Annotated in this window: 15 protein-coding genes; 9 read left to right on the top strand and 6 right to left on the bottom strand. The window is 72.4% G+C overall.

Annotated elements, in window-relative coordinates; all coding sequences use genetic code 11:
* Positions 1-195 precede the first annotated feature (195 nt).
* Positions 196-1,533: a DUF2254 domain-containing protein gene (locus tag KDL01_RS29675; protein WP_212531951.1), complete on the bottom strand. Its 1,338-nt coding sequence runs from the start codon at positions 1,531-1,533 to the stop codon at positions 196-198.
* Between the two features lie 180 nt (positions 1,534-1,713).
* On the opposite strand from KDL01_RS29675, the gene KDL01_RS29670 reads away from it, so the two are divergent.
* Complete coding sequence (locus KDL01_RS29670) at positions 1,714-3,714, top strand: LCP family protein (RefSeq protein WP_212531950.1); 2,001 nt, start codon at positions 1,714-1,716, stop codon at positions 3,712-3,714.
* Between the two features lie 73 nt (positions 3,715-3,787).
* Here KDL01_RS29670 and KDL01_RS29665 read toward each other — a convergent pair whose 3' ends face one another.
* Both KDL01_RS29665 and KDL01_RS29660 read right to left on the bottom strand, forming a co-directional pair.
* Positions 3,788-4,762 carry a zinc-binding dehydrogenase gene (locus KDL01_RS29665; RefSeq protein WP_212531949.1) on the bottom strand — a complete coding sequence of 325 codons (975 nt, stop codon included), beginning with the start codon at positions 4,760-4,762 and terminating at the stop codon, positions 3,788-3,790.
* 106 nt (positions 4,763-4,868) lie between these two features.
* Positions 4,869-6,107 (bottom strand): NAD(P)-dependent malic enzyme, encoded by a 1,239-nt coding sequence (locus KDL01_RS29660; protein WP_212531948.1) that lies wholly within the window; start codon positions 6,105-6,107, stop codon positions 4,869-4,871.
* Positions 6,108-6,458: 351 nt separating this feature from the next.
* Between KDL01_RS29660 and KDL01_RS29655 the strand changes: the two genes are divergently transcribed.
* Positions 6,459-7,028 carry a CGNR zinc finger domain-containing protein gene (locus tag KDL01_RS29655; RefSeq protein ID WP_212531947.1) on the top strand — a complete coding sequence of 190 codons (570 nt, stop codon included), beginning with the start codon at positions 6,459-6,461 and terminating at the stop codon, positions 7,026-7,028.
* 50 nt (positions 7,029-7,078) lie between these two features.
* On the opposite strand, the gene sodX is transcribed toward KDL01_RS29655, so the two are convergent.
* Positions 7,079-7,432, bottom strand: coding sequence for a nickel-type superoxide dismutase maturation protease (gene sodX / locus KDL01_RS29650; protein ID WP_212531946.1), 354 nt, complete (start codon positions 7,430-7,432; stop codon positions 7,079-7,081).
* Between the two features lie 98 nt (positions 7,433-7,530).
* Here sodX and sodN point away from each other — a divergent pair, with 98 nt between their 5' ends.
* The 3 genes from sodN to KDL01_RS29635 all read left to right on the top strand — a co-directional run bounded on the left by sodN (position 7,531) and on the right by KDL01_RS29635 (position 9,480).
* On the top strand, positions 7,531-7,926 hold the full coding sequence (sodN, locus tag KDL01_RS29645; RefSeq protein ID WP_212531945.1) for a superoxide dismutase, Ni: 396 nt from the start codon (positions 7,531-7,533) through the stop codon (positions 7,924-7,926).
* A 253-nt stretch (positions 7,927-8,179) separates the two neighbouring features.
* Complete coding sequence (locus tag KDL01_RS29640) at positions 8,180-8,581, top strand: ATP-binding protein (RefSeq protein WP_212531944.1); 402 nt, start codon at positions 8,180-8,182, stop codon at positions 8,579-8,581.
* A gap of 17 nt (positions 8,582-8,598) precedes the next feature.
* Positions 8,599-9,480 carry an RNA polymerase sigma factor SigF gene (locus KDL01_RS29635; RefSeq protein WP_212531943.1) on the top strand — a complete coding sequence of 294 codons (882 nt, stop codon included), beginning with the start codon at positions 8,599-8,601 and terminating at the stop codon, positions 9,478-9,480.
* Positions 9,481-9,557: 77 nt separating this feature from the next.
* Here KDL01_RS29635 and KDL01_RS29630 read toward each other — a convergent pair whose 3' ends face one another.
* On the bottom strand, positions 9,558-9,944 hold the full coding sequence (locus KDL01_RS29630; protein ID WP_212531942.1) for a hypothetical protein: 387 nt from the start codon (positions 9,942-9,944) through the stop codon (positions 9,558-9,560).
* 85 nt (positions 9,945-10,029) lie between these two features.
* Between KDL01_RS29630 and KDL01_RS29625 the strand changes: the two genes are divergently transcribed.
* Positions 10,030-10,998 (top strand): diacylglycerol/lipid kinase family protein, encoded by a 969-nt coding sequence (locus tag KDL01_RS29625; protein WP_212531941.1) that lies wholly within the window; start codon positions 10,030-10,032, stop codon positions 10,996-10,998.
* A gap of 568 nt (positions 10,999-11,566) precedes the next feature.
* Positions 11,567-11,821 (top strand): WhiB family transcriptional regulator, encoded by a 255-nt coding sequence (locus tag KDL01_RS29620; RefSeq protein ID WP_034265110.1) that lies wholly within the window; start codon positions 11,567-11,569, stop codon positions 11,819-11,821.
* 210 nt (positions 11,822-12,031) lie between these two features.
* Here the strand turns inward: KDL01_RS29620 and KDL01_RS29615 are convergent, their stop codons facing one another.
* Positions 12,032-13,531, bottom strand: a complete 1,500-nt coding sequence (locus KDL01_RS29615) for a PAS domain-containing sensor histidine kinase (protein WP_246577185.1) — start codon at positions 13,529-13,531, stop codon at positions 12,032-12,034.
* A 118-nt stretch (positions 13,532-13,649) separates the two neighbouring features.
* Between KDL01_RS29615 and KDL01_RS29610 the strand changes: the two genes are divergently transcribed.
* Together KDL01_RS29610 and nagA are read left to right on the top strand one after the other, a co-directional pair.
* Positions 13,650-14,843: an 8-amino-7-oxononanoate synthase gene (locus KDL01_RS29610; RefSeq protein WP_368861674.1), complete on the top strand. Its 1,194-nt coding sequence runs from the start codon at positions 13,650-13,652 to the stop codon at positions 14,841-14,843.
* Between the two features lie 43 nt (positions 14,844-14,886).
* The coding region (gene nagA / locus KDL01_RS29605; protein WP_307846674.1) for an N-acetylglucosamine-6-phosphate deacetylase at positions 14,887-15,915 on the top strand (1,029 nt) is incomplete at its 3' end.

The following is a 15,915-nucleotide window of genomic DNA, read 5'->3' as shown; positions in this document are numbered from 1 at the left end:
CTCCACGCCCCGCGCCTGTCCTGCTCCAGCACCGCGCTCACCGCGCCCGCCCCCGTCCCCGTCCCTCAGGCTTCACGGCGCTACGGTGCGCCGTCCGGGTGCGCGGGTAAAGGAGTCGGCGCGAATCCTCGCGCGATTCATACGATTCATACGGGTCCTGTGACGGCCGCCGCGCACCGCCCGCCGGCACCCCGCTCAGCGGTGCAGCTCGAGCAGCTCCCGGTAGACGGTGTTGATGTCGGCGAGGTCGGCCGGCTCGGCCACGCTCTCCACGGCCAGCCGGTGGATCATCTCGGCCTGGGCGAGCAGCACCGGCAGGCGCTCGGGGCGGTGGGTCGAGCGGCTGATGAGCGTGATGGCGTCGAGCTGGCGGATGAGCACGGCGGGCATCCCGGCGGAGGCCTGGCGGATCTTCTCGAAGGCGCGCTGGATCAGCCGCTCGTACGAGATCGGGGCGCTGATCAGCCGCACCACGCCGCGCTCGTCGCGCCGGATCGGATCGGGGTCCCAGTCGCGGGCGATCCGGCACAGGCTCTCGCCCAGCCAGTCGATGCAGGTCAGCGCGGTGAAGGTGTCGTTGACCGCGGCCGAAAGGGCCCTGATCGCGATCTCCACCAGCTGGTCCACCGCGAAGGCCACGTCCTGGGTCAGGGTGCGGTACGGGCCGGTGATGTGCGAGGTGCGCACCCACCGTTCCACCGCGGGCGCGGCGTCGGCCGGCCATACGGTCAGGAACGGGTGGCCGCGCACCACGAAGTGCCCCGGCCGGTGGTGCAGCTTGATCACGGCGTCGAAGCGCTCGGCGAGCTCGACCAGCCGGTCCCGCCGGACGAACTGGAGGTAGCCGCTGTCCGGCGCCGGGACCACTCCCCCGCCGCGCTCCATCATGTCGTGCAGCAGGTCGAGCTCAGGGCCGCCGTCGATCCGGCCGCGACCGTCGTGCCCGCGGCTGCCGTCCGTCTCGTGCTCCACCGCCGCGGCCAGGTCGCGCGCGATGCTCGCGATGACCTGCGGCAGCTGGATCATCACGGCGACGTGGTGGATGAAGTAGATCAGCACCCCGACGTCGACGAGGGTGAGCGCGAGCACGACCGTGATCGAGATGTGCGGCACGAAGGCGCCGTGCGAGCCGCCGCCGATGGCCGCGAGCGAGAGCATCGCGTAGACGAAGGTGGCGACGAACGAGCCGAGCGTCCACTGGGTGCCGCGGTCCCGGACGAAGTTGCGCAGCATCCGCGGGCCGAACTGGGTCGAGTTCAGGGTGAGCGCGACCAGGATGATCGAGAAGACCACGCCCACCACCGTGATGAGCGCGGCGGCCAGCGTGGTGAGGATCTGCCTGGCCCCGTCCGCGCTGCCGGCGATGATCCAGGACGGCAGCTGCCAGCGGTGGTCGTACGCCACGGAATCGATCGATCGGGTGACGGCGAACAGGGCCGCGGCGCCGAGCGTGGCGCAGCTCGGCACCAGCCAGAGATTGGTGCGGGCGGCCTCGGCCAGCCACCCCGCCTCGGGTCGCACTCGGCGCGGCACCGGTCACCACCCTTCCGGGAACGGCGCTCCCTTCGGTTTCCAGAAGATCACAAGTCCGATCAGTCCGTCACTCCACGTCGACGCTATCGCTACCCTCGGTGCAACCGAGTCTGCGGCGCGTCGCGTCGAGGGCTTGTCGGGGCAGCCGGGCAAGGTCTGGGACAAGGAGGGCGAGAGCGTATGGACGGAGTTCGCGGCTACCCGCGGGAGCAGCCGGAGGACCTGTGGCGCCCGCCGCAGGAGCCGGGCGGCGAGCCCGGCCCTGGGCCGGGCCGGACCGAGCTGGAGACGGAGCCGGACGGGCCGGACGAGGCGGCCGAGCCCGCCGCCTACGGGTCGGTCCGCTTCCCCGCCCAGCGGCCGTGGGCGAGCCCCACGGTGCCCCGTACGCCCCGCGTCCCCCGTGCGGCCCGTCCGGCCCGCGCAGCCCGCCCGACGCGCCCGACGCGGCCGTCCGGACGCCCGCGTGCGCCGCTCTACGGCTCCCCGCTCGGGGAGCGCGAGGCCTGGCACGTGAACGAGGACGTGGACCTCGCCGAGCTCGACCCGCACGGCGGCGCCCGGCGCCGGGCCGCGGTCAAGGTGGCGCGGATCCAGCACCCGCGCAAGCGGCGCAGGCAGGTCCTGCGGATCACCACGGGCCTGTGCGCGGCCATCGTGCTGGGCGTGGCCGGGCTCGGCACCTACGCCTACAACCACCTGTTCGGCCAGGTCGCCACGGAGAGCCTGGCCGGGCTGGCGAACCGGCCGGCCGCCGCCCGCGCGGACCGCTGGGGCAACGTGCCGGAGAACATCCTGCTGCTCGGCTCGCAGACCCGCGACGGCCAGCACGGCCTGCATCTGGGCAACTCGAGCAAGCTCGGCACGGACATCTCCGACACGGCGATGCTGGTGCACATCAGCGCCGAGCGGAAGTGGGCGACAGTCGTGTCCATCCCGCGCGACCTGGTGGTGCCGCGGCCGCAGTGCCAGGGCCGGCTCGATCCCACCCAGGCCGTCCCGGCCGCCTCCGCCGCGATGTTCGACCTGGCGATGAACCTGGGCGGCCCGACCTGCGCGGTGGCCACGGTCGAGCAGATGACCGGGATCCGGATCGACCACTTCGTGGAGATCAACTTCAACGCCTTCCAGTCGCTGACCGCGGCCGTGGGCGGGGTCACCGTGTGCGTGCCGCCGCCGGGCATCAACGACCCCGACTACAGCGGCCTGGTGCTCGGCCCCGGCCTGCACACGATCAGCGGCGCGCAGTCGCTCGCCTTCGTCCGGGACCGGCACGGGCTGGCCGACGGCACCGACCTCAACCGGATCCGGATGCAGCAGATGTTCGTCTCCTCGCTTTTCAACAAGCTGGCCGGGGCGGGCACGCTGGGCGACCCGATCACGCTCTACCGCATCGCCAACGCCGTCACCAGCAACCTGACCGTGGACACCGGCCTTGACTCCATCGACGCGATGGTGGGGCTGGCCGGCAGTGTGCAGAGCCTGCAGAGCCACTACATCCAGTTCATCACGGTGCCCTACGACTTCGACCCGACGAATCAGAACCGCGTCATCCCCGGAGCCGGCTTCGACGAGGCCTGGGCGGACCTGCGGCAGGACACGCCGCTGCCCGGGTCCAACGCCGCCCGCTCCTTCGGCACCGCGCCGAGCGCCGCCGCCACGTCCGCCCCGGCCGCGCCGACGCTGCCGATGACCGGGACCGAGGTGGACGTCTACAACGGCACCCAGGTGCCGCACCTGGCCCTGTACGCCTCGGAGAACCTCAGCGCCCTGGGAGTGACGGCGAACGTGGGCGAGGGCTCGCCGATCGGCGCCGCGGCCCGGACCGAGGTGCTCTACCCGACCGGCCAGCGGGCCCGGGCGGAGAACCTGGCCGCCCACTTCGGCGGCACCGGGGCGGTGCGGCCGGTGCAGAGCGCGTCGGTGCACGCGCTGACCCTGGTGATCGGCCTGAACCCGCCGACCTCGCTGGTCACCCAGCCGGTCGGCGGCGCGGGCCCGGGCAGCCCGGCCGACACCGCGTCAGCCGACGGCCTGCCCGCCGCCGCCGCGGCAAGCCCGGACGCGAGCGGCGCCGCCACGCCCGTGCCGAACGCCTCGATCAGCGCCGAGAGCCGGTCCGGGGACGAGAACATCTGCTCCGACCTGCCGAGCACGGTCAGCTTCGGCGGCAAGCCGTAGAACGCACCGGGCGATGCGGCGGCGCGCAAGGGCCGCGCCGCCGCAGCCGTCTCAGAGCTCGAAAGAGCCCGACTCAGAGCGTGAAGACGATCTTGCCCATCACCGCGCCGGCCTCCATCTTGGCGAAGCCCTCGGCGGCGCCCTCGCGCAGCGGCAGCTCGCTGTCGATCACCGGGCGCACCCCGGCGGTCTCGCAGAAGCGCAGCAGCGCGGCCAGTTCGTCGCGGGTGCCCATGGTGGAGCCGACCACACGCAGCTGGTGGAAGAAGATCCGGGTCAGCGCGGCGCGCGGGTTCGGGCCCGAGGTGGCGCCGGAGATCACGATCGCGCCCTCCTCGCGCACCGAGGCCACCGAGTGCTCCCAGGTGGCCGCGCCGACGGTCTCGAGCACCGCGTCCACCCGCTCGGGCAGCCGGGCGCCGGACTCGAAGGCCTCGTGCGCGCCGAGCTCCACCGCGCGGGCCCGCTTGGCCTCGGACCGGGAGGTGGCCCACACCCGCAGCCCCGCCGCCCGGGCCAGCACGATCGCCGCCGTGGCCACGCCGCCGCCCGCGCCCTGCACCAGGACGGTGTCGCCGGGACGCAGCCCGGACTTGGGGTAGGACAGCATCCGATAGGCCGTCAGCCAGGCCGTGGGCAGGCAGGCCGCCTCGGCGAAGCTGAGCGAGGCGGGCTTGGGCAGCAGGTTCCACCGCGGCACCGCGATCCGCTCGGCGAAGGTGCCCGGGTAACACTCCGTCAGGATCGAGTGCCGCTCGCCCTCCGGCACGCCCCGGCCCTGCTCGCCGATCACCGCGTGCACGACGACCTCGTTGCCCTCCTCGTCCACGCCCGCGCCGTCGCAGCCGAGGATCATCGGCAGCCGTTCGGCCGGCAGCCCGACCCCGCGCAGGGACCACAGGTCGTGGTGGTTGAGCGCGGCCGCCTTCACCGCGACGGTGGTCCAGCCGGGACGGGCGGCGAGCTCCGCGGGCTCCGGCTGGGAACCGGTGCCGAGGCCCTTGAGCGGCTCGTCCTTCTCGATGCTCTGTGCATACACCGCGTACATGCCACGCACCCTACTCTTCGGTAACCAGGGAGCGCTCGAAAGTCGGCGCGGACCCGCGACGGCTTTCGAACGCTCCCTCGGCGCACCGGCGAGCCGGCGAGGTGAGTCAGGCCTGCGCGACGCCTTCCGCCGCGTGCGCGGCCGCCGCCACCGCCGCCGCGACCGCCGGGGCCACCCGGGGGTCGAACGGCGAGGGGATGACGTGCTCGGGGCTCAGCTCGTCGGCCACGATCGCGGCGAGCGCGTCGGCCGCGGCCAGCTTCATCTCCTCGGTGATCTGCCGCGCCCCGGCCGCCAGCGCCCCGGCGAACACCCCGGGGAAGGCGAGCACGTTGTTGACCTGGTTCGGGAAGTCGGACCGGCCGGTGGCCACCACCGCCGCGTACTTGCGCGCGACGTCCGGGTGGATCTCCGGGTCCGGGTTGGCCATCGCCGCGATGATGCAGTCCGGCGCCATCGTGGCCACCGCGGACTCCGGCACGGTCCCGGCCGAGACGCCGATGAACACGTCCGCCCCGGCCAGCGCCTGCTCGAGCGTGCCGGTCAGCCCGGCGCGGTTGGTCAGCTGGGCCAGCTCCTGCTTGACCGGGGTCAGGTCGGTGCGCCCGGCGTGCACGATCCCGCGCGAGTCGGCCACGGCCACGTCCCCGATCCCCGCGTTCACCAGGATCTTGGCGATGGCCACGCCCGCCGCGCCGGCGCCGGAGATCACCGCGCGCAGCTCGCCGAGGGTGCGGCCGGTCACCTTCGCCGCGTTGCGCAGCGCGGCCAGCAGCACGATCGCGGTGCCGTGCTGGTCGTCGTGGAAGACCGGGATGTCGAGCCGCTCGCGCAGCCGGCGCTCGATCTCGAAGCAGCGCGGGGCGGAGATGTCCTCGAGGTTGATCCCGCCGAAGGCCGGCGCGAGCCGCACGATCGTCTCGACCAGCTCGTCGGTGTCGGTGCAGTCGAGGCAGATCGGGACCGCGTCCACGCCGCCGAACTGCTTGAACAGCACCGCCTTGCCCTCCATCACGGGCAGCGCGGCCAGCGGGCCGATGTCGCCGAGGCCGAGCACGGCGGTGCCGTCGGTGACCACGGCCACCGTGTGCGACTTCCAGGTGTAGAGCCGGGCCAGCTCGGGCTCGGCCGCGATGGCGGTGCACACCTGGGCGACGCCCGGGGTGTAGGCCAGGGAAAGGTCGGCCCGGTCGCGCAGCGGCACGGTCGAGGCGATCTGCATCTTGCCGCCGCGGTGCAGGGCGAAGACGGGCGACTCGGCCTCGCCCTCGGCGCGGTGCGGGTGCGGGACGGCGGTGGGATTCACGGTGATCTGGGGTGTGGCGGTGGAGGTGTGCCCAGGCATCAGAGGGAGTTTCCTTCGGCGTAGTCCAAGATGTCCCCGCGTTCGCGGCGTCGAGGCATCGATCAGGGTCTGAGGGTGACCGCCATCGTGTGGCTGCGCACGGCGAATCGAGGGTGGACCGCCGCACACGGTGGGGCCACCTTAGCGGCAGTTCAGCCGCCGGGTCACGGTTATCGGACTGCGACGTCCGCTACATCGCATCGGGGCCGCCCGCGGCGGGGTACCGCCCCCGGTGCCCTTGCCAACTCCAGGATGTGGCGTACGGTAATGGCACATCGCCGCCGGGCACGCGTTCATCGCGTACCGTGGTGCAGACCCGATACCGACTGCTTCCCCAAGGGGGCAACAGCCATGGAACTCGCCTCCTACGCGGACCGAGCCGTCCACCTGGTCAACACTGCCGACCCGTATCGGCGTCGGGACGACCTGACCACGGTCGAGGACGCCCGGGCACTGCTGTCCAAGCAGGGCGCGTGCGGACGGCTGACCAACGCCGACGTGCAGGAGCTGCGCACGCTGCGCGACCGGCTGCGCGAGGTGTTCGACGCCGCCGACGCCGGGTCCCAGCAGGCGGCCGTGGACGTGCTCAACGAGCTGCTCGAGCTCTACCCGATCCGCCCGGCCATCTCCAACCACGACGACTGCGACTGGCACCTGCACCTGGTCGAGGGCGTGCCCACCACCTCGGCCGCGTACGCCGCGAAGGCGTGCATGGGCCTGGCGGTGCAGGCCACCGAGCTGGGCCTGGACCGGCTCGGGGTGTGCCAGGCCGCGCCGTGCCGGGACGTGTTCATCGACACCTCCACCAACCGCTCCCGCCGCTACTGCTCGGAGCGCTGCGCGACCCGGGCGAACGTGGCCGCCTACCGCGCCCGCCGCAAGGAGGCCGCGCTGGCCACCGCGGGCGCCGCCGCGGCCTGAGACCGCGCCGACCGGACAGGGCACATCCCCGCGGGGGATGTGCCCTTCTGCTATTCCGGCCGGCCCCGGCGCACCCGCAGCAGCACCCGGGCGAGTACGAGCTCGTCCGGGACCGCGCCGAACTGCCGCGAATCCCCGGGCGCGTAGGGGTTGTCCGCCAGCAGCCACCAGCCGCCGTCCTCGCGCCGCGCCGCGCGCTTGACCAGGATCCGGGCCGGGAGCCTGGGATCGCGCGCGAGCACCGCGTCACCCGGACGCACCCGCGCGCCGTAACGCACCAGCAGCCTGTCACCGTCGCGGTAGGTCGGCACCATCGACGCGCCGTCGACCACGGCCAGCCCCAACGGGATCAGCCCCGCCGCGCGCCGCGCGGCGCGCCGGGACTCCCGCTCCGCCGCGCTCATGCGGGCGAGTCTAGATCACACCTACCCGGGCGACGGGAATCAGAGCGCAGTAGGCTCGGTTCGACGTACCAAGCGTTCCGTGTGAGAGGGAGTCATCCATGCGCATCTTCGCCGCGAAGACCACGGCCTCAGCCCACTGCGACCTGCCCTGCGGGGTCTACGACCCGGCGCAGGCCCGGATCGAGGCCGAGTCGGTCAAGGCGATCCAGGAGAAGTACCAGGGCAACGAGGACCCGGCGTTCCGGGCTCGCGCCGTGGTGATCAAGGAGCAGCGGTCCGAGCTGGTCAAGCACCACCTCGAGGTGCTGTGGAGTGACTACTTCAAGGCCCCGCACTTTGAGAAGTACCCGCAGCTGCACACCCTGTTCAACGACGCGGTCAAGGCCGCGGGCGCGGGCGGCACCAAGGGTTCGAACGACCCGGCCACCGGCCAGCAGCTGCTCGACCTGATCGCCCAGATCGACAAGATCTTCTGGGAGACCAAGCAGGCCTGAGCCGTTCCGGCTCCGACCTGGGGCCCGGCCGAGCGCGCCGGGCCCCGAAACCCCGGTCCTGCCCCCACCGCGGCACCCGTACGGGGCGTGGGTGCGAGACACAGATGGTCCGTCCGGGGTAACTTCTACTCACGGAGCGGCGGCGACCGCGTACGATGCGTGCGGCCGTCGACGTCCGGGCCCGGTCACGCGCGTGGGAGGCACAGTGGAACAGCGATCGACAGCGGAAAGCGGCCCGAGTGGAGGAACCGCGGTGTTGTCCCCGGACGACTTCGTCGAGGTGAGCATCCCGGCGGACGGGGCCTACCTGTCCGTACTGCGCACCGCCACCGCCGGCCTTGCCGCGCGGCTGGACTTCACCCTGGACGAGATCGAGGACCTGCGGATCGCGGTGGACGAGGCCTGCGCGATGCTGCTCCAGCACAATCTGCCGCACACCAGCCTGACCTGCCGTTTCGACTTGGCCCCGGCGGAGCTGGCGATCACCGTCTCGGCTCCGACGGCGGACGGCAAGGCCCCGGCCAAGGACACCTTCGCCTGGACGGTCCTGACCGCGCTGGCCGGACAGGTGGAGGCGAGCGCGGGCGGAGCGGACCGCGTGGTCTCCATCACCATGGTCAAGCAGCGCGGCGGGACGGAGACGACGGCAGCGTGACTACCGCACAGCGACCGATGACTCCGCCGACGCCGACAGATCCGCCGGGCCCCGCCGAACCGCCGGGCGAGGCCGAGGCGCGGGCACCCGAGGTGGGCCCGCAGCGCACGCCCACCCAGAGCGCGCGCAGCGCCGCCCAGGCCGCCACGCACGCCGAGGCCCGCGAGCTGTTCAAGCGGATGTCCGAGATGGACCCGCAGGACCCGGCGAGGGCCGGGGTGCGCGACCGTCTGGTGCGGATGCACCTGCCGCTGGTCGAGCACCTGGCCCGGCGCTTCCGCAACCGCGGCGAGCCGCTCGACGACCTGACCCAGGTGGCCACGATCGGCCTGATCAAGTCGGTGGACCGGTTCGACCCGCTGCGCGGGGTGGAGTTCTCCACCTACGCCACCCCGACCATCATCGGCGAGATCAAGCGGCACTTCAGGGACAAGGGCTGGGCCGTGCGCGTGCCGCGCCGGCTGCAGGAGCTGCGGCTCTCGCTCACCGCCGCGACCAGCGAGCTGTCCCAGCGCAACGGCCGCTCCCCCACGGTGGGCGAGCTCGCGGTGCACCTCGGGATCAGCGACGAGGAGGTGCTCGAGGGCCTGGAGTCGGCCAACGCCTACTCCACCCTCTCGCTGGACGTGCCGGAGTCGGGCGACGACGAGTCCCCGGCGGTGGCGGACTCGCTCGGCAGCGAGGACGAGGCGCTCGAGGGCGTGGAGTACCGCGAGTCGCTCAAGCCGCTGCTCGAGCAGCTCCCGGCCCGGGAGAAGCGGATCCTGCTGCTGCGCTTCTTCGGGAACATGACGCAGTCTCAGATCGCCGAGGAGATCGGCATCTCGCAGATGCACGTCTCCCGGCTGCTCGCCCGCACGCTGACCCAGCTGCGGGAGAAGCTGCTGGTGGAGGAGTAGGACCGGACGCGCGGCGCCCCGTACCCGGATCGGGTGCGGGGCGCCGCGTCGTAGTCTGGAGGCCGGCCTTTTTCGGGCTAGCGGGTGAGCACCTTGTGCGAGCCGGGGGCGAACAGCAGCGCGATCCCGGCCACCGCGTAGGCGATCGAGAGCACCGCGGCCACGTCGTAACCTCCCTGGAACATCCAGTAGGCCACCCCGCCGATGAGCAGATGGGTCATCAGGGACGGCGTACGGGCCCAGGCGTGGCAGCCGAGTAGCCCGCGGGCCACGTGCATGACCCCCAGGCCCAGCAGGACGTAGATCACCGCGAGGGTCGCGGCCATCGCGCGGCTGAGCGGGTGGCCGAACAGGCCGTCGAAGAGTTCGACGATCCCGAACACGGTCAGCGCCGCGCCGGGCAGCGCGGTGGCGGCGGCGGCACCGGTGACGGTCGCCGGGCGGGGGGTGGCGGGAGCGGACACGTACCGAGCGTATATCGCCGCTCCCGCGGCCCGACGGCCGGGGCCCGCCGACGTAATACGACAGGATGCGGGTACGTTAAAGGGCATGTCGGACAAGCAGGCGCGCGGTCTGCTCATCATGAATCCCAAGGCGACCGCCTCCTCGGAGCGCACCCTCGAGGTGCTGGTCGGCGCGCTCTCCTCGGAGCTGGAGCTGACCGAGGAGCACACCCGCTACCGCGGCCACGCGGCGGATCTGGCCGCCGAGGCCGCGGCCGAGGGTGTGGACGTGGTGATCGCGTTCGGCGGTGACGGCACCGTGAACGAGGCCGTCACCGGTCTGATGTCGCACGGCTCGGGACCGCTGGACCGGCCGCGGCTGGCGATCGTGCCGGGCGGTTCGACCAATGTCTTCGCCCGTGCGCTCGGCCTGCCGAACCACGCCGTGGAGGCGACCGGCGCGCTGCTGCGGATGCTGCGACGCTCCGGCGAGGCCACCCGGCTGGTCTCGCTGGGCGCGGTGCGCCCGGACGACGAGACGCAGGAGCGCTACTTCACCTTCTCGGCCGGCTTCGGCTTCGACGCCGCGGTGGTGGGCGAGGTGGAGCGGGCCCGGGCGCAGGGACGCAAATCCACCCACACCCTCTACGTCCGTTCGGCCCTGCGCGAGTACGTCCGGCGTACCGACAAGCGCAACGCCCCGATCACCGCGAAGCTGGTGGACGGCAGCGCGCTGCCTGAACTTTTCATGGCGATCCTGGCCAACACCTCGCCCTGGACCTACCTGGGCAGCCGCCCGATCGTGGCCACCCCGGAGGCCGGGTTCGACACCGGACTCGACCTGTTCGGGCTGACCAGCATGAGCACCATCCCGGTCTGGACGGCGGTGGGACGACTGATCGCCAGCTCTCCCAAACTGCACCAGGGCCGCGGCGTGATACTGCGCCACGACCTGCCGGAACTCACCCTGGTCGCGCACCGCCCGGTGCCCTTCCAGGTGGACGGGGACTACCTCGGACCACGCGAACGTGTGACATTCCGTAGTGTTCCGGCCGCGCTGCGCGTGTTCGCGTGATGTACTGGAGGCGTTGAAAACCGGCCGGCCTTCGAGGTCGGTTCGACGTCTCACCGTGCCCTTGAAGTCGCATGCCGTGCCCAGCGCGGTGACCTTCGAAGACAAGGTGTGACCGAACCGACACCTGAGAATTTAAAATACTCCCCGGAAACCCTTGTGCTCCGCGATCGTCCCTGACAGGCTTGTTCACGGCCCTGAAACGTGGGCTGTGATCGCTCAATGCCGAGCGTGGACACAGACCCTCGGGATTCCGGCCCACCAGCCTCCGTGCGTTGCCCCGGTCCGCAAGCTCTGCCTGCGGCCCACGGGAACGCCGATGCTCGTGAAAGCGTTCACATTCACAAGATCGCCCAGCTGCGCGCGGCCCACGCCGCCGGCCGGAGAGCGTCTTGGGGAACCGGGAACGTATGACACGGCGTCGGCGTTTCTATGAAGCGTCGAAGTTTTGGCGCAGCGCGCGACCCGCACCACCCGCACGACAGCGCCGTCCGGCACCTTCGGAACGGCGCCCCCGAAGCACCGCTTTTCACAATCGCACTTGAGACTTTTTCACGAAGGAGTAGGACCGATGAGCGACTGGCGTCACCGCGCCGCGTGCCGCGACGAGGACCCGGAGCTCTTCTTCCCCATCGGGAACACCGGGCCCGCACTGCTGCAGATCGAAGACGCCAAGGCGGTTTGCCGCCGCTGCGACGTCATCGACCAGTGCCTCCAGTGGGCCTTGGAGTCCGGCCAGGACGCCGGCGTCTGGGGTGGAATGAGCGAGGATGAGCGTCGCGCCCTCAAGCGCCGCGCCGCCCGGGCCCGTTCCCGCATGGCCTGAGGAAGAATCCGACGACGAGCGGCCCCGCCGCTCGCGACTGTGCCGGCCCGCATCCGCGGCGCAGGTACCCGTGAACGCCCCGATTTCACAGGGCACTGACCACAACTGAATCGGCGTCACCTCTCGCACAGGGTCATTTCCCGTCCCGCGGGCGCGGCCGTCTTCACGACGTGCCGCGCGAACGCCCCGGAGGAACGCGCATGCCAGCCGTCAGGAACACGGCAAGTCAATCGAGACGATGGTCCCCCCGTCGTCTCGATTTCGCATGTCGAAACTGCCCTTCAGTTCGCCCTGTACCAGGGTTCGCACGATCTGAAGTCCGAGATTCCCCGCCGTGCCGGGGTCGAAACCAGCAGGCAGGCCGCGCCCGTCGTCGACCACGGTGATGGTCAGGTTCCGGCTCTGACGCAGAGCCGTGACTTCCAGCAGGCTGTCGGCGCCGCCGTCGAGTCCGTGCTCGAAGGCGTTCTGCAGCAACTCGGTCAGCACCATCGCCAGGGGCGTGGCGATGTGCGCGTCCAGGACGCCGAAGGTGCCCACCCGGCGCGGGCGCACCTGGCCGGCCACCACCGCGCCCGAGGTGTTCGTGGTCGAACCCGAGGCGGAGAAGTCGGCCACCATGGCCAGCACCCGGTCGGCGATCTCGTCGAACTCGACCCGTTCGTCCAGGGTCTGCGACAGGGTCTCGTGCACGATCGCGATCGACCCGACCCGGCGCACCGCCTCGTGCAGCGCCGCCTTGCCGCGCGGCTCGTCCAGCCGCCGGGCCTGGAGCCGCAGCAGCGCCGCGACCGTCTGCAGGTTGTTCTTGACCCGGTGGTGGATCTCCCGGATCGTCGCGTCCTTGGTCATCAGCTCCCGGTCGCGCCGGCGCAGCTCGGTCACGTCGCGCACCAGCACCAGGGCGCCTATGCGCTCGCCCGCCGGGTTGAGCGGGATCGCCCGCAGCCGCATGGCCGCGCCGGCCACGTTGGCGAACTCGGTGTCCCTGGCCTTGCGCCCGCTGGCGGCCTCGGCCAGCGCCTCGTCGGTCGGCCCCGAACTCGGCACGGCCAGCGCCGCGCACAGCTTGCCCAGGTGCGCCCCGATCAGCTCGCTGGCCAGCCCCATCCGGTGGAAGACGGAGACCGCGTTGGGGCTGGCGTAGGTGACCGAGCCGTCCGCGTCGAGCCGGAGCATGCCGTCGCCCACCCGCGGCATGGCGTCGAGGTGGCTGCGCGAGTTGGGCAGCGGGAAGCGCCCGGTCGCGATCATCTGGGCCAGGTCCGAGGCGGTCTGCAGGTAGGTCAGCTCCAGCCGGCTCGGGGTGCGGGCGGTGAGCAGGTTGGTGTTGCGGGCGATCACCGCGATCACCCGGTCGCCCCGGCGCACCGGGATCGACTCCACCCGCACCGGCACCGCCTCGCGCCACTCCGGGTCGCCCTCGCGCACGATCCGGCCCTCGTCCAGGGCCTGGTCGAGCAGCGGACGGCGGCCGCGCGGCACGACGTGGCCGACGAGGTCGTCCATGTACGAGGTGGGTCCGGTGTTCGGCCGCATCTGGGCCACCGCGACGTACTGGGTCTCGTCCGCGGTCGGCGCCCACAGCACCAGGTCGGCGAACGAGAGGTCGGCCATGATCTGCCAGTCCGCGACGATCAGGTGCAGCCATTCCAGGTCTTCTGACTGCAGGCCGGTCTGCTCGCGCACGAGATCGTTCATCGAGGGCATGCGCCCAGTATCTCCGATCGTGCGGGAGGATCTTGCCATGAGCGAGCTTGCGAGCGAATCATCGGGCACGGTGCGCACCCTCCACGTGGCGCACCGACAAGACCGCTGCGCAGGTGGCATGTGGGACTGGCTGGACACCCGGGCCGCCGATCGGGAGGCGGCCGGGCTGCGCCGCCGGCTGTGGACGCGCGAGGCCGACCACGCACTCGTGGACCTGGCCGGAAACGACTACCTGGGCCTGTCCGGCCATCCCCGGGTCCGAGCGGCCGCCACGGCGGCGGTGCAGACCTGGGGCGTGGGCTCGACCGGGTCGCGCCTGGTGACCGGCACGACGGCCGAGCACACCGGCTTCGAGCGGGAGCTCGCCGCGTTCCTCGGCGCCGAGGCCGCGCTGGTGTTCTCCTCCGGCTACCTGGCGAACCTGGGCCTGGTCACGGCGCTGGCCGGGCCGGAGGACCTGGTGGTCTCGGACGCGCTCAACCACGCCAGCGTCATCGACGCCTGCCGCCTGTCCGGCGCCAGGCGCGCGGTAGTCGAGCACTGCTCCCCGCTGGCGGTGGACCGGGCGCTGACGGCGGCGCGGGAGACCAAGCCGTACCGCCGGGCCTATGTGCTGACCGAGTCGGTCTTCTCGGTGGACGGGGACGTGGCCCCGCTGGCCGAGCTGGCCGAGGTCTGCCGGCGGCACGGCGCGGCCCTGCTGATCGACGAAGCGCACGGGGTGGGGGTGCACGGCCCGGGCGGGCGCGGCGGGGCCTACGCGGCCGGTCTGGCGGGCGCGCCGGACGTGGTGCTCACGGTGACCCTGTCGAAGTCCTTCGGCTCGCAGGGCGGCGTCGTGCTCGGCCCGCAGCCGGTGATCGACCACCTGATCGACACCGCGCGCGGCTTCATCTTCGACACCGCGCTGGCGCCGGCGAGCGTGGCCGGGGCCAGGGCCGCGCTCGAGCTGCTGCGCCAGGAGCCGGCGCTGGCCGAGCGGGTGCACGCGAACGCGCTGCGGCTGCACGAGATCGCCACCGAGGCGGGGCTGGCGGCCACCGCCCCGTCCGGCGCGGTCACCTCGGTGGTGCTGGGCGGGGCCGAGCGGACCCTGGCGGCGGCGCGGATGTGCGCGGACTACGGGGTGCGGGTGGGCTGTTTCCGCCCGCCGTCGGTGCCGGACGGGCTCTCCCGGCTGCGCCTGACCGCCCGGGCGGACCTCACCGAGTCCGACTTCGCCCGTGTATGCGCCGTTCTGCACCGGATTCCCAGGACCGATACTGGTCCAGACCAATGTAACGAGAGGTCTGGACAACGTTCAGTGGTCTAGTCCACAATGGGCGCTGGTTCACCGGTGCTCATCTGGAGGAAGCGTGAGGATCTCGGCGCGACGTGCGGTCGTCGACGGAGAGTTGACCGGGCCGGTCACGGTTACCGTCGATGACCGGGTCATCACCACCGTCGAGCCCTACGCCGACCCCGAAGCAGACATCGTACTCGATGACGGTGTGCTCACGGCGGGTCTGGTGGACATCCAGATCAACGGCGCCTTCGGGGTGGACTTCGCCGCGGCCGAGGAGGCCGACTGGGACCGGGTGGCCGCCGCGCTGCCCGCCACCGGGGTGACCTCGTTCCAGCCCACGCTGATCACCGCGCCGCTCGAGCGCCTGATCGCCGGCCTGGACACGGCCACCGAGGCGCGCGACCGGCAGGAGGACGGCCCCTACGCGCGGATCCTCGGCGTACACCTGGAAGGGCCCTGGCTCTCCCCGCTCAAGAACGGCGTGCACGAGGCCAGGTTCCTGTCCGAGCCCACCCCCGCGGCGCTCGACGCGCTGCTCGGCGCGGTCGGCTTCGACATCCTGACCCTGCTCACCCTGGCCCCGGAACTGCCCGGCGCGCTCGAGGCGATCCGCCGGCTGACCGCGGCCGGCGTGCCGGTCTCCATCGGCCACACCGACGCCACCGCCGCGCAGGTCGAGGCCGCCGCCGACGCCGGGGCCAACCTGGTCACGCACATCTTCAACGCCCAGCGCGGCCTGGCCCACCGCGAGCCCGGCGTGCCCGGCGCGGCCCTGGCCGACCTGCGTTACCGGGTGGGCCTGATCGCCGACCTGCACCACGTCGCCGCCGAGATCTGCACCCTGATCTTCCGCGCCGCCCCCGGCCGCGTCGTCCTGGTCACCGACGCCATCGCCGCCGCCGGCATGCCCCCCGGCGACTACGTGCTCTCCGGCATCCCGGTGCTCGTCGGCGAGGACGGCGTCCCGCGCAACGCCGACGGCACCATCGCCGGCTCCGCGCTCACCCTGGACCAGGCCGTGCGCAACATGATCGGCCTCGGCCTGCCCGTCCCCGCCGTCATCGACGCCGCCTCCCGCACCCCCGCCGACGCCCTGGGC

This window comes from Actinospica durhamensis, assembly GCF_018139695.1.
Taxonomy (GTDB): Bacteria; Actinomycetota; Actinomycetes; order Streptomycetales; family Catenulisporaceae; genus Actinospica; species Actinospica durhamensis.
Note: the sequence above shows the minus strand (reverse complement) of the source record. Positions and strands in the feature narration are given on the sequence as shown.

Coding starts and splice junctions, on each gene's coding strand:
- KDL01_RS29665 (WP_212531949.1), bottom strand. CDS start 4,762: ATGTACGCGGTGTATGCACAGAGCATCGAGAAGGACGAGCCGCTCAAG.
- KDL01_RS29655 (WP_212531947.1), top strand. CDS start 6,459: ATGGAACTCGCCTCCTACGCGGACCGAGCCGTCCACCTGGTCAACACT.
- KDL01_RS29670 (WP_212531950.1), top strand. CDS start 1,714: ATGGACGGAGTTCGCGGCTACCCGCGGGAGCAGCCGGAGGACCTGTGG.
- KDL01_RS29610 (WP_368861674.1), top strand. CDS start 13,650: ATGTGGGACTGGCTGGACACCCGGGCCGCCGATCGGGAGGCGGCCGGG.
- KDL01_RS29625 (WP_212531941.1), top strand. CDS start 10,030: ATGTCGGACAAGCAGGCGCGCGGTCTGCTCATCATGAATCCCAAGGCG.
- KDL01_RS29660 (WP_212531948.1), bottom strand. CDS start 6,107: ATGCCTGGGCACACCTCCACCGCCACACCCCAGATCACCGTGAATCCC.
- KDL01_RS29620 (WP_034265110.1), top strand. CDS start 11,567: ATGAGCGACTGGCGTCACCGCGCCGCGTGCCGCGACGAGGACCCGGAG.
- sodN (WP_212531945.1), top strand. CDS start 7,531: ATGCGCATCTTCGCCGCGAAGACCACGGCCTCAGCCCACTGCGACCTG.
- KDL01_RS29615 (WP_246577185.1), bottom strand. CDS start 13,531: ATGCCCTCGATGAACGATCTCGTGCGCGAGCAGACCGGCCTGCAGTCA.
- KDL01_RS29635 (WP_212531943.1), top strand. CDS start 8,599: ATGACTCCGCCGACGCCGACAGATCCGCCGGGCCCCGCCGAACCGCCG.
- sodX (WP_212531946.1), bottom strand. CDS start 7,432: ATGAGCGCGGCGGAGCGGGAGTCCCGGCGCGCCGCGCGGCGCGCGGCG.